Here is a 12,062-nt window from a genome sequence, read left to right as displayed (position 1 = left end):
GCCCCCCCCCCGGCCCCCCCCCCGGGCGCCCCGCCGGGGGGGGGGGCCGCGGGGGGGGGGGGGCCCCCCCCACGGCCGCGTCTCGTCCTCATGCCGATTACCGATGCCCCGGTGATCGGTCCAACTGGCTCAGCGCAACCGCTTCATGAGCTCCTCCATGCCGTCCAGGTACGGCATCCCTTCGCGCTCGGACCGATATGCGATGGTTCTGCAGGTGCTGGCCGCAGTGGTCGGGTCGATCGAACGCAACTCCTCGAGGTCGCGAACCTGTTGCTGGTACTGGATCGTCAAGCGCTCCCACGAGACCGTTTCTCCCGCAGTCCCTTCAGACCACACGGAGTCGACTTCGAGGGCACCCGTCGCGGCCTGGAGACGTTCGTCGACCGACGCGTTCTTCCACCCGTTCAGCGCCGCCGTGACGGCGGTGACGACCTCCACCGCGAGGGCTTCAGGAAGATCGAACTTCGACTGACCGTGGATCCTCGAAAGGTCGGACCCCAAGCCCGCCAGAGCCGCGTCGACGACCGGTCTGACCTTCTCGGAGGTCAGACCGCCCTCTCCTCGGAGCAACCGAGCGATGGCCACGAGCGCGTCATGCGCCGGACCATGCCCCCGCGCAGCCCTGACCATCTCGCCGTACACCTGGTACACGGGGAGCACGCGGTGCACTGCGGCCAGGGAGAACGCGGTGAGTCCGGCTTCGTCGAGCTCACCGCACCCCCTCCTGATGACGTCGATCTCACTGGTCGAAAGCACCCGACCATCCTTCCTCACACGCTTGAAATCACTCCCCCACAGCCGTTCTTGGCCGCCACGACGTTCGGCTCGCTCGCGAGGTAGGCCCGGATGTCTGCCAGCGCGTCAGCCACCACCTCCGGGTCACGCCTTCTCCAGTTCCGGAACGACGTCCTTCCGGGAGAGCTGCCCGTCGTCATAGGCACTCCAGGCCGCTTCCAGGTTCTCGATGAGCACCTCGGCCGCGGCAAGTCGGCGGAGGAACTCCCACCTGCTCATCGCGTCGCCCGATGCGTTTGACCGGTTGCTGAACGCGTACAACGCGATTCCCTGGCCGGCCGACTCCACCGCACGCCAGGCGACTTGATCGTCCGCCGCGAACTTGAGCAAGGCTCCGAGCGACTGGGCCCGTCCCACCACCGGTTCCTCCGTCATCTTCGACCTGTGAGGAGCCTCCCGGCGACATGCCGGGCTAGCTGGGCGTGCTGGTGACCAGGCTCTGCGGGGTCGAGCCCGCGGGGCTGCTGCTGTCGGCGGTCGACGACAGGGAGCCGGCCGGCGGCGTGCTCTGCTGCGACGTGGTCTGCGGCGGCGTCGACGGCTCTGTCTGCGGCGGGTTGGTCGTCGTCGTGGTCGTCGTCGTCGTGGTCGTCGGCGTTGTAGTGGTCGTCGTCGTGCACGAGGACGGCGGCGGAGTCGTCGTGGTCGTCGACGTGGTGGGCGAGGTCGTGCCCGTCGTCGTGGTCGGGCAGTTCGCCGGCGGCGTCGTCGTGGTGGTCGTGGTGGTGGTCGTCGTAGTCGGGTTCGACGGGCTGCTCGTGTTGCCGTTGCCGTTGGTCGGCGGGTTGCTCGTGCCGGGGTTGCCCGGCTGCGGGTTCTGCTGGCCGTTGCCGGTGTCCGGCAGAAGCGGCAACGCGTCGATGTTCTCGCTGTACGTCTTGGCCCACCTGAGGACCGTCGCGACGTAGTCGTTGTCGTTGTTGTAGCGGTAGACGGCCTTCGCGCGGTCCTGCTGCTTGCTCAGGTCGAGGCCGCCTGCGCAGAGGTAGCGGCCGGCGCCGAGCGCGGCGTCGTAGATGTTGTTCGGGTTCGAGACGCCGTCGTCGTTCAGGTCGCCGCTGAAGCTCGCCCAGGTCGACGGGATGAACTGCATCGGGCCGACCGCGCGGTCCCACGTGGTGTCGTCGTCGTAGCGGCCGTTGTCGGTGTCGGAGATCGCCCGGATGTTGAGGCCGCCCTTGAGGACCGGGCCGAGGATCTTCGGGGTCGCGTCGCCGACGGCGTTCACGCGCCCGCTGTTGGCGTGGCCCGACTCGACCTTGCCGATGCCCGCGAGCAGCGACCAGTCGAGGTTGCAGCCGGGGACGAGCTCGCCCATCTTGTCCGCGGCGCGGAGGTAGGCGTCGACCATCACGCCCGGGATGTCGTGCACGCCGGCGATGCTGTCGTCGATCAGCTCGCCCTCGTCGAGGTCGCCCTCGTCGATGCTGCCGTCCTCGAGGTCGGCGAGCAGCGCGGCGCTCAGCTCCTCGGACAGCGGCAGGCGGCCGGTGACGCCCAGCTCGGACGGGTCGCGGTGCAGGGCGCCGAAGACGTCGGCGGGCCCTAACGAGACAGCGATGTCGTCGTGCTTGGCGAGGTTGACCCAGTCGACGAGCTTGGTACCGACGATCATCGCGGGGGCGAGCATCGCAGCCAGCGCGGCGACGGCGAAGCCCTTTTGCCTAGGGCTCAACGCCGACGGACCACGCAGTTTGGCCATTGCCACGAATACTCACCTCTCGTGCGTCATCGCGGCTCGCCGTCCTGCAGTTACGGCGAACGCCCCCGTCGTCCTGTTCCACCCTGCCCCACTACGAAGCCTAGGTGTACCCAAGACGGAGTGAAGCGTGTGTTCGGTTCCGTTGACTGTTAACTCGCCGAACATTCACCTGCGGGCCACAGGCCCTGCTCGCCCAAGATTGCCAGCGCCTCGTCGCCCATGGGGTTGACCCCCGGGCCCTTCGCGAGGGCGTGTGCGACGTGCACGTGCAGGCACTTGACGCGGACCGGCATGCCGCCCGCGGTGACCTGGGTGCCCAGCGACTCGATGGCGTCGCGCTCCGCGAGGTACGACTCGTGCGCGCGCTGGTAGGCGGCCGCGAGTTCCGCGTCCGTGGCCAGCCGCTCCTGCTGCTCCTTCATCAGCCCGCCGCCTTCGAGCGTGCTGACCAGGGAGTTCAGCTTCGGGCAGGTCAGGTAGTAGAGCGTCGGGAACGGCGTCCCGTCGGGCAGCCGCGGCGCCGTCTGCACGACGTTCGGGTGCCCGCTGGGGCACCGCGAGGCGATCGCACGTGTCCCGCGCGGCGTGCGGCCGAGCTGCTGAGCGACCGTTTCCAGGTCAGCAGCACTTACTTGTGCGTCACCGATTCCCACAGTTCCTCGTACCAGGACCCTTCTGCCGCCTGCTTGCCCGACGGCCTCTCCGTCTCCGTGTTGCGACCCTCGTCACCCGGCAGTTGCACGATGTAGGGCGTCTCGCCGGGCCGCACCCAGTGCAGCCGCTTGCGCGCCTCGATCTCCACGTACGCCGGGTCCTGCAGCTCCGACTTGCGCTTCTCCAGCGCGGCGACCGTCTCGCGCAGCTTCTGCTGCTCTGCGCCGACGTCGCGCAGCTCGTCGCGCTGCGAGAGGTAGGTCCGCAACGGGACCGCGATGCTCAGCGCCAGTGCGCACAGCACCATCGCGAACATCGCGGCCCGCCGCGTACCGGTCATCCCGAACGCGCCACCCGTGCCCTCACTGCGCCGCGTCGGCGCTTTGGGACGGGGTGGCTTGCGCGCGCGTGCGGGCCTCGCCTCCCGCTCTTCGCGGGGGCGGCGGGGACGACGCGCGCGCTCGGCCATGCCTTACAGCCTCTCAGCTCTCCGGCGTGTAGCGCGGGAACGCGAGCTCGCCCGCGTAGCGCGCCGCGTCGCCGAGGCTCTCCTCGATGCGCAGGAGCTGGTTGTACTTCGCGGTGCGCTCACCGCGGGCCGGAGCACCGGTCTTGATCTGGCCGGCACCGGTCGCGACGGCGAGGTCGGCGATGGTCGTGTCCTCGGTCTCGCCCGAGCGGTGCGACATCATCGACTTGTAGCCGTACGACGTGGCCAGCGCGACCGCGTCGAGCGTCTCGGACAGCGTGCCGATCTGGTTGACCTTCACCAGCAGCGCGTTGGCGGCGCGGCGGGAGATGCCCTCCTCCAGGCGCTCCGGGTTCGTGACGAACAGGTCGTCGCCGACGATCTGGACCTTCTCGCCCAGCTCGGCGGTCATCTGGACCCAGCCGTCCCAGTCGTCCTCGGACAGCGGGTCCTCGATGGACACCATCGGGTAGTCGCGGACCAGCTCGGTGTAGTAGCCGATCATCTGCTCGGCGGACCGCTTGTTCTTCTCGAACGTGTAGGCGCCGTCGGAGAAGAACTCCGTGGCGGCCACGTCGAGCGCGAGCGCGATGTCGCGGCCCGGCCGGTAACCGGCCTTCTCGATGGCCTCGAGGATCAGGTCGAGCGCGTCGCGGTTGCTGCCGAGGCTGGGGGCGAAACCGCCCTCGTCGCCCAGACCCGTGGCGAGGCCCTTGCCCTTCAGCACGGACTTCAGCGCGTGGTAGACCTCGGTGCCCCAGCGCAGGCCCTCGCGGAACGTCTCCGCGCCGATCGGCGCGATCATGAACTCCTGGATGTCCACCTCGGTGTCGGCGTGCGAGCCACCGTTGAGGATGTTCAGCATCGGCACCGGCAGCACGTGCGCGTTCGGTCCGCCGATGTAGCGGAACAGCTCCAGGCCGGAGCTCGTCGCCGCCGCCTTCGCGACCGCGAGGCTCACGCCGAGGATCGCGTTGGCGCCGAGACGCCCCTTGTCCGGCGTGCCGTCCAGGTCCACGAGCTTCTGGTCCACGACGCGCTGCTCGACGGCCTCGATGCCGACCAGCTCCGGGCCGATCTCGTCGAGCACCGCGGTGACCGCGCGCTCGACGCCCTTGCCCAGGTACCGCTTGGCGTCGCCGTCCCGCAGTTCCACCGCCTCGTGCTCACCGGTCGAAGCACCCGACGGAACAGCCGCACGCTCCAGCGTGCCGTCGTCCAGCGCCACCTCGACCTCGACGGTGGGGTTGCCGCGCGAGTCCAGGATCTCGCGTGCTCCGACCTGTTCGATGACCGCCACTTGCGCTCCCTGTTTCTCCTGCGTCTCGTCTCGCGACGAGCCTACTTGGGCCAGGTGACCGGCCGGGGCTCGACACCGTCAGATCACAGTGGGGCCGCCACGCCTGTCTACTGAATCGTGCCAGACGCCCTACGTGCTGCCTACCCGCGCTTCAGCCGACCTCGGCCAGGGTCCTCGCACCGCGTCGCGCCACCTCGGGCAGGTGCCGCACCGCCGTCGACTCGTCGCCGGACACGACCCGGAGCCCGACGACGAGGTCCCCGCGCACGAGGAAGGCCTCGCAGCTCCAGACCGGGGGCGAGATCTCGGTGAGACTGCTGCAGAACGCGTACGAGCCCTCGACGCCCTCGAGCTCGGGCAGGTCCACGTCGGGCTTGACCTCGCGCTCCGGCTTGCCGGCCGCGTCGACCCACGTCCGGCAGGACCGGGCCTTGTCCCGCACGGTGCCGAGAACGTGCCGCGCGTCGGCACCGACCATCCCGAACACGATCTGGTTGATGATCACCGGTCCCGTCCACACCCGGTTGCGCGAGGCCGAGACGCCGGAGTCGACCTTCGCGCCCTCGCACACCCGGCTGAGATCGCCCTTTCCGGCGGCGGGCTCGGCGGTGAGCTCCGGCTTGTCCGACTCGAACCGGCCACCGACGTCGTCGAAGGTCTCCGGCGGCATCAGCGCCGCTTTCACCTTCACGTCGATCGCCTTCACCAGGTCCGGTGTCGATGCCGGCGGCGTGACGGACGCCGGAAGCACGGGATCGGTCGCGGTCGGCGTGCAAGCCGTCAGTGCGATCGCGCACACGGCTGATACGAGTCTCATCTGCCTTCGTCCCCCCAAGGAACGATCAGGCTATTCGCACCGGCAGGTGCTTCACACCGTTTTGGAAGTTCGACCGCAGCCGGCTGACCTCGCCGTCGAGCTCCAGCACCCCCGGCAGGTCCAGGACCGCGTCGAACACGGCGCGCATCTGCGTCCGGGCCAGCTGCGCGCCCAGGCAGAAGTGCGGACCGTGCCCGAAGCTCAGGTGGTCGGCCTCCCGCCGCCCCACGTCGAACCTCTCCGGTTCGGTGAACACCCGCTCGTCCCGGTTGGCCGAGGAGAACCAGACGACGACCTTGTCCCCCGCCCTGATCTCCTGACCTGACAACGAGGTGTCGCGCACGCACGTGCGGCGGAAGTGCATGACGGGCGTCCACCAGCGCAACATCTCCTCCACCGCAAGGGGAAGCAGTGAGCGGTCGGCGCGCAGGCGCTCGTACTGGTCCGGGTGCGAGAGCAGCGCGATCATGCCGCCGGGGATGCCGTTGCGCAGGGTCTCGTTGCCCGCCACGGAGAACAGCCAGAAGAGGTTCTCGAACTCCTCCAGCGAGATGTCCTCCCGCATGAGGTTGCTCAGCACGTCGTCGGACGGGTGTGCGCGCTTGTACTCGCCCAGCGCGTGCGCGTAGGCGTAGAGGTCGGGCATGCCGTCGCGGGCGCGCGGGTCACGACCGTCGTCGGGGCGGAGCTCCAGCGCGGCCAGGGCCATGTCGGTCATGCCGGCGGTGGAGCTGGACGACAGGGCGTAGTCGGGGTCCTGGAAGCCGATCACGCGGTTGCTCCAGTCGTAGAGCAGTGCTCTGTCCTGGCGCGGAACGCCGAAGACGTCGGCCAGGGTCAGCAGCGGGAGGTCGGCGACGTCCGCCGCGAAGTCGCCGGACAGGCCGGCGACGATCTCGCGGGCGTTCACGCGGACGCGGTCCTCCAGCCTGGCCACGGCCCGCGGGGTGAACGCGCTGGTCAGCATGCGCCTGAGCCGCGTGTGCGAGGGCGGGTCCTGGTTGAGCATCATGCGCTGGACGTACTTCAGGTCCTCCGGCCGCGGGTCGCGGATCTGCGTGGCGCCGCGGTGCGAGGAGAAGACGGTCGGTGTCCTCAGCACCGTCCGGACGTCCTCGTGGCGGAAGACCCCCCAGAAGTCGTCGATGCGCACCACGTCCCTCTCACGCAGCCGGGTTAGTGCGTCGTGCGGGACTCCCGAGGTATACGTGTCCGGGTCGACGATGAGGTCGGCATCGGTCCTGGGCATAGAACGGATTCTGACGTGCTTCATGTCGAACGTGGTGGAAGCGGGCCGTTGCTGGTGCTGCTGCACGGGCTGGGCGCTACCGGCGAGGTGTGGCACGACGTCGTGGAGGACTGGTCCGGCAGCTGGCTGGTGCCCGACCTGCCCGGTCACGGGCGGAGCGCGCGGATCGACAGGTACTCGTTCGGCTCGTTCGCGGCCGCCGTGGCGGAGGAGATCCCGCGCGAGCCGGTGACGATCATCGGGCACTCGCTGGGCGGCGTGGTCGGGCTGGCGCTGGCGAGCGGGTGGTTCGGGGTCGAGGTGACCACGTGCGTCGGCGTCGGGATCAAGGTGCGGTGGACCGACGAGGAGCTGCAGAAGGCGGCCGCGCTCGCGGCCAAGCCCGGGAAGGTCTTCGCCACCGAGGAGGAGGCGGTCGAGCGGGCGTCGAAGATGGCGGGCGTGAGGCTGACCCACGGTGTGTCCGAAGTAGACGGTGGATGGACGCCGTCGCTGGACATGCGGGCCTTCGGCGTGGGCCGGCCGGACATGGCCGGGCTGATCATGGCCGCGCAGGCCCACGTCGTGCTGGCGGCGGGTGAGAACGACCCGATGAGCCCGCAGGAGCACCTGCGGGAGCTGGTGCCCGAGCCGGTCGTGTTCCCCGGCGCGGGCCACAACGTGCACGTCGAGTCGCCCTCGTCCCTGCGCACCGTGCTGGCTCAGCCCGCGACGTAGCCGCCGTCGGCCGTGATCACCGAGCCCGTGATGAAGCTGGCCTTCTCGGAGGCCAGGAACAGCACGGCTTCCGCGATCTCGTCGGGCTGGCCGACGCGCTGGAGGGGAAGGTCCTTCGCGATCGCGTCGAACACCTCACCGGCTTCCGCCAGGGCCTTGTCGGTGGCGACCGGGCCGGGCGCCACGGAGTTCACGCGGACGCCGGCGGGGCCGAACTCGACGGCCCACGAGCGGGTCAGCGCGTCCATCGCGGCCTTGGAGGCGTTGTAGACGGAGCCGACCGGCGTGCCGACCACGGCCGCGATCGACGAGACGTTGACGATCGAGCCCTTGCCCTTGGCGACCATCGCCGGGGCGAGGGCGGCGGTGAGGAAGTAGGTGCCGCGGACGTTGACGTCGAACACCTGCTGGAAGCCGTCGGCGGACTGCTCGGGCGTCGGCGAGAACGGGAAGATGCCGGCGTTGTTCACGAGCACGTCGACCTCGCCGACCTCCTCGGCCAGCTTGCGGACGTCGTCGACGCTGGCGACGTCCGAGACGATGAAGTGACCGGTGCCGCCGGCCTGCTCGATCAGCGCGACGGTCTCCTTGCCGAGCTCCGCGCGGCGACCGGTGAGGTAGACGGTGGCCCCCGCCTCCGCGAGCTTGACCGCGATGGAGCGGCCGATGCCGGAGGTGGCGCCGGTGACGAGGGCCTTCTTGCCTGCGAGTTCCTTGGTTGACATGTCTCCGAACTTGCCGACACCAGATCGTCAGGCCATAAATTCCGGATGAATCAGCTGGTCAGCACGGGTGCGCGCCACCCGAAGTACATCCGAACGAACCGCGGCAGCCGGTACCGGCCGAGCACCAGCGGTTCGATCAGGTGCACGTCGGCGAGCGACTCCAGCACGTACTCGATCGCGCCGGGGTCGGCGCCGGACATCTCCGCCGCCTCGCACACGTCGATCACGTCCGCGTCGCGGCGCGCGAAGCACCGCGCCAGGTGGCGTTCCTGCTCGGTGAGCTGCTCCTCCGCCCTGATCATCGGCGCCAGCACGGCCATGCAGTCCGACGGGATGGCGTCGCCGAGCCGCGTCTCGCGCTTCATCTGGGCCAGCAGCATCCCCACGGTCCAGCTCGGGCGGCCGGAGAGCTTGCCGCCGAGCACGCGGATGGGGTTCGGCAGGTAGGAGATGCGCGACAGCACCTCGTTCGTGACGTCCGCCTCGGCGTCGGCCCTGGCGGGGTCGAGGACCTTGCGGAAGAACTGGTTCGCCTCCGCCTCGGTCAGCCCCGCGACCTTCAGCCAGGTCACGCTGGGCAGCTCGTTCCACCGGCGCACGCTCGTGAGGATCATGGCCGAACCGGGCGTGTGGAGCTCGGCGATCGGGGCGGGGTCGCGGACGTCGTCGACGACGATCAGGAACCGCTTGCCGCGCGCCTTCTCCCGCCACAGCGCGGCTTTGTCGCCGTGGGGGTTCTCGACGCCGACCGCGCGCAGCAACTCGTTGGCGACGTCCTTGCCGCGGACGAAGATCTGCCCGTCGGGGTAGCCGTGCTTGGCGAGATGCGCGATGTGCGTGGCCAGCGCGGTCTTGCCGCTGCCGTGCATGCCGGTGATGCCGACGGTGCGCGGGAGGGTCCGCAGCGCCAGCGCGATCTCGTCCGTGCGGCCGGTGAAGTCGGGCAGGCCGGGCGGCAGCTGCTCGGGCCGGCGCGTCAGGTTCAGCTCGCCCCGGAGGATCTGCGCGTGCACCTCGCGCAGCTCGGGCCCCGGTTCGAGGCCGAGCTGCTCGTTCAGCAGGGCGCGCGCCTGGTGGAACTGCTCCAACGCGTCGGCCTGCCTGCCGTCGCGGTAGAGGGCCTGCATGAGCAGGGCGCGCGTCCGTTCCCTGAGCGGGAAGGCGGCGACGTGCTTCTGCAGTTCGAGGACGTCCATCTCGCGTTCGAGCAGGGCTTCGCGGCACTGCAGCCGCTCGTTGCCGATCCTGACCCGCTGAGCCTCGAAGTAGGTGCTGGTCAGGCCCTCGAGCGGCTCGTCACGGCAGTCGTCGAAGATCTCGGCCCGCAGCGTGTAGCCACCGTCCTTGGACCTGAGGTCCAGCTCGGGCAGCAGCTTGCGGATCTTGTACATGTACGTCCGCAGCGCCATGACCGCGCTCGGCGTCGGATCGTCCCAGACCATGCCGATCAGCTGGTCGTTGCTCAGCCGGATGCCGTTGTTCAGCAGCAGGGCCGCCAGCACCGCCCGCTGTTGCCGAGGACCCAGATCGATCTCCTCATCGTCGCGCCAGGCTCGTACCGGACCCATCAGTGAGAAGCGCAGGCTCATGCAACGTGACAACGCCCGCGGGCATTCCGCGCTTCCCGCCTGGCTGGCAGAGCTGGCCCCGAGCAGATCCAACCCCGCTTCGCGGCGGTGACGGTGCTGGTCATCCCGTGCACGCCGGCGCTCGCGACCGTGGTGGCCACCTGGGTGTTCCGCGTCCGGATTGGACCGGCGCGGTGTTCTCCACGCTGTCCTCTGTGGTCGTGGCCGGTCAGGCGCTCGGACTCGGCATGGCCACTCAATCGAGTTCTGTCGCCCGGACGGCAGTCGAAGAACCGGCAGGCGGTGGGTAACGTTGATCGAATGACGGACGGCACCTTCGAAGCGTTTCGGAAGGCCGAGGCGTTGATGGCGCAGCGCAGGCCTCTCGACGCGCTGCGTGAACTGAGGCAGGTGCTGGACGAGGCCGGCGAAGCGCCGTCCGTGCAGCTGCTGGCCGGCCGGGCCTACCTCGGGTCCGCGCAGCTCAACCGTGCTGAAGAGGCGTTCCGCAAGGTCCTCGACCTCGATCCGAGCGATCACTACGCGCGATTCGCGCTCGGCAGGACGCTGCAACGGCAGAACCGCCTCCCCGAGGCGCTGGCCCAGCTCCGGATGGCGGTCGCGATGAACCCGTCACCGGAGTACCAGGAAGCGCTCGGAGAGGTCAAAGCCCGGCTCGCCCTGGGCAACTGATCGCCGGAACAGGGCCGCGAAGCACCCAGGTCCGCTGCGCGCCAACCAGTTCGCGATCGAGTCCTTTGTGGATGGAAAGCGCCACCACCGTCGCGACGCCGACTCGACACCATCTGACGCACAACCCCTGCCGTTTTCATCGGGAATACGAAAAGAATGCTTCTTGCAAGCACTGTTTCGAGCATTTCCCACGCCTCCACAAACGGGTCAGGCGACATTCAAAAATGCCTCGCCTGATCATCAAGCCGCCATCAATGCCGGTTTCATCACGCTTCACCCAGTCGCCACTGGCGTGGAGCACGTAGCCTGGGTGCCGTGGTCCCGCCGCCCGCAGTCCAGGAACCCGTCCGCCGCAACCGCTCAGGCAACATCTTCGGCCGCATCGTCCTGGTGCTGCTGCTGATAGTCGTGGTCGCGGCAGGCGCCTGGGGCCTGGGCGCCCTGAACCGCAGGGACGCGGCCCCACTGGGCCCACCCCCGTTCCTGGTCCCGATCCAGCAGGTGGAACCAGGTGCAGCAGCACCGGGCAGCGCCGCCTCCCCAGGCACCACGGCAACCGCCAACCCGCTGGACGAATGGGCGACGCGCGTGGCGTCGAAGACCGACATCCCACCCCGAGCCCTGCACGCCTACGCGCAGGCAGACCTGACGATGCAACGAGAGGCCCCGGCCTGCCGCATCAGCTGGGCAACGCTCGCGGGCATCGGCAGGATCGAGTCGCACCACGGCAACATCAACGGCGCCCGCCTGCAGGAGAACGGCCTGCCGTCCCGCCCGATCATCGGCATCCCCCTGGACGGCGGCCCCGGCGTGAAAGCGATCAGGGACACCGACGGCGGCCGCCTGGACGGCGACACCACCTGGGACCGCGCCGTGGGCCCGATGCAGTTCATCCCGGGCACCTGGAACCGCTGGGCGAAACGAGCGGCAGGCGACGGCCTCCCAGCAGACCCGCAGAACATCGACGACGCCGCCCTGACCGCAGCCCGCTACCTCTGCGGAGGCGGCGCACGCGACCTGGGCACAGGCCAAGGCTGGTGGGCAGCGGTGCTCGCGTACAACAACTCGGTGGAGTACGGCCAGAACGTGTTCAGCGGAGCAGACGCCTACGCAAGGGCAAGCATCCCGCAGTAGCGCACCAAGCGAGCAGCCCGCACTCCCAACCGCACGCGATGCCGAAGGCGAGCCAGCCAACTCAACCGCGACGCCGAAGGCGAGCCGTCCGTACCAAACGGTCCGGGTGGGGTGGTCCCGTCACGAGTCGCACCTCAGCCCTTGCTGCATCTGAAGGGGAGGGTCAAGTCGACACGCTCTTCGTCGACTTGACCCTCCCCTTCAGATGTGGCCCGCTCGGGTGCGACTCGTGACGGGAC

General features: G+C 69.5%; 13 protein-coding genes. 3 read left to right on the top strand and 10 right to left on the bottom strand.

The features are described 5' to 3' along the window. Positions 1-129 precede the first annotated feature (129 nt). From ORI60_RS44525 to ORI60_RS44490, 8 genes are all read right to left on the bottom strand, one after another. Positions 130-756, bottom strand: coding sequence for a hypothetical protein (locus ORI60_RS44525; protein ID WP_266044032.1), 627 nt, complete (start codon positions 754-756; stop codon positions 130-132). Positions 757-879: 123 nt separating this feature from the next. Then, a complete protein-coding gene (locus ORI60_RS44520) occupies positions 880-1,170 on the bottom strand; it encodes a hypothetical protein (RefSeq protein ID WP_266044031.1) in 291 nt (96 codons plus the stop codon). A gap of 37 nt (positions 1,171-1,207) precedes the next feature. Continuing rightward, positions 1,208-2,497, bottom strand: coding sequence for a lytic transglycosylase domain-containing protein (locus tag ORI60_RS44515; RefSeq protein WP_266044033.1), 1,290 nt, complete (start codon positions 2,495-2,497; stop codon positions 1,208-1,210). A gap of 149 nt (positions 2,498-2,646) precedes the next feature. Then, positions 2,647-3,150, bottom strand: coding sequence for a DUF501 domain-containing protein (locus tag ORI60_RS44510; protein ID WP_036016909.1), 504 nt, complete (start codon positions 3,148-3,150; stop codon positions 2,647-2,649). Further along, the gene (locus ORI60_RS44505) at positions 3,126-3,620 is read right to left on the bottom strand and encodes an FtsB family cell division protein (protein ID WP_266044030.1); all 495 of its coding nucleotides are present in this window, start codon (positions 3,618-3,620) and stop codon (positions 3,126-3,128) included. The genes ORI60_RS44510 and ORI60_RS44505 overlap by 25 nt, the downstream gene beginning before the upstream one ends. A gap of 13 nt (positions 3,621-3,633) precedes the next feature. After that, positions 3,634-4,920, bottom strand: coding sequence for a phosphopyruvate hydratase (eno, locus tag ORI60_RS44500; RefSeq protein ID WP_266044029.1), 1,287 nt, complete (start codon positions 4,918-4,920; stop codon positions 3,634-3,636). Positions 4,921-5,071: 151 nt separating this feature from the next. Then, positions 5,072-5,737, bottom strand: a complete 666-nt coding sequence (locus ORI60_RS44495; RefSeq protein WP_266044028.1) for a hypothetical protein — start codon at positions 5,735-5,737, stop codon at positions 5,072-5,074. A gap of 25 nt (positions 5,738-5,762) precedes the next feature. Further along, entirely contained in the window at positions 5,763-6,986 is a 1,224-nt protein-coding gene (locus tag ORI60_RS44490) for a cytochrome P450 (protein ID WP_266044027.1), read from the bottom strand. A gap of 15 nt (positions 6,987-7,001) precedes the next feature. Between ORI60_RS44490 and ORI60_RS44485 the strand changes: the two genes are divergently transcribed. Beyond that, the gene (locus tag ORI60_RS44485) at positions 7,002-7,703 is read left to right on the top strand and encodes an alpha/beta fold hydrolase (RefSeq protein WP_266044026.1); all 702 of its coding nucleotides are present in this window, start codon (positions 7,002-7,004) and stop codon (positions 7,701-7,703) included. Here ORI60_RS44485 and ORI60_RS44480 read toward each other — a convergent pair. Together ORI60_RS44480 and ORI60_RS44475 are read right to left on the bottom strand one after the other, a co-directional pair. Continuing rightward, complete coding sequence (locus ORI60_RS44480) at positions 7,688-8,428, bottom strand: SDR family NAD(P)-dependent oxidoreductase (protein WP_266044025.1); 741 nt, start codon at positions 8,426-8,428, stop codon at positions 7,688-7,690. The genes ORI60_RS44485 and ORI60_RS44480 overlap by 16 nt on opposite strands. A gap of 50 nt (positions 8,429-8,478) precedes the next feature. Then, positions 8,479-9,996, bottom strand: coding sequence for a BTAD domain-containing putative transcriptional regulator (locus ORI60_RS44475; protein ID WP_266044024.1), 1,518 nt, complete (start codon positions 9,994-9,996; stop codon positions 8,479-8,481). Between the two features lie 321 nt (positions 9,997-10,317). Between ORI60_RS44475 and ORI60_RS44470 the strand changes: the two genes are divergently transcribed. After that, on the top strand, positions 10,318-10,689 hold the full coding sequence (locus ORI60_RS44470; protein WP_258947270.1) for a tetratricopeptide repeat protein: 372 nt from the start codon (positions 10,318-10,320) through the stop codon (positions 10,687-10,689). A 315-nt stretch (positions 10,690-11,004) separates the two neighbouring features. Continuing rightward, complete coding sequence (locus ORI60_RS44465; RefSeq protein ID WP_266044023.1) at positions 11,005-11,823, top strand: lytic murein transglycosylase; 819 nt, start codon at positions 11,005-11,007, stop codon at positions 11,821-11,823. The last annotated feature ends 239 nt before the right edge of the window (positions 11,824-12,062 follow it).

The sequence above is a fragment of the Lentzea sp. NEAU-D7 genome (assembly GCF_026242055.1).
In the GTDB taxonomy this organism is placed as follows: Bacteria; Actinomycetota; Actinomycetes; order Mycobacteriales; family Pseudonocardiaceae; genus Lentzea.
Note: the sequence above shows the minus strand (reverse complement) of the source record. Positions and strands in the feature narration are given on the sequence as shown.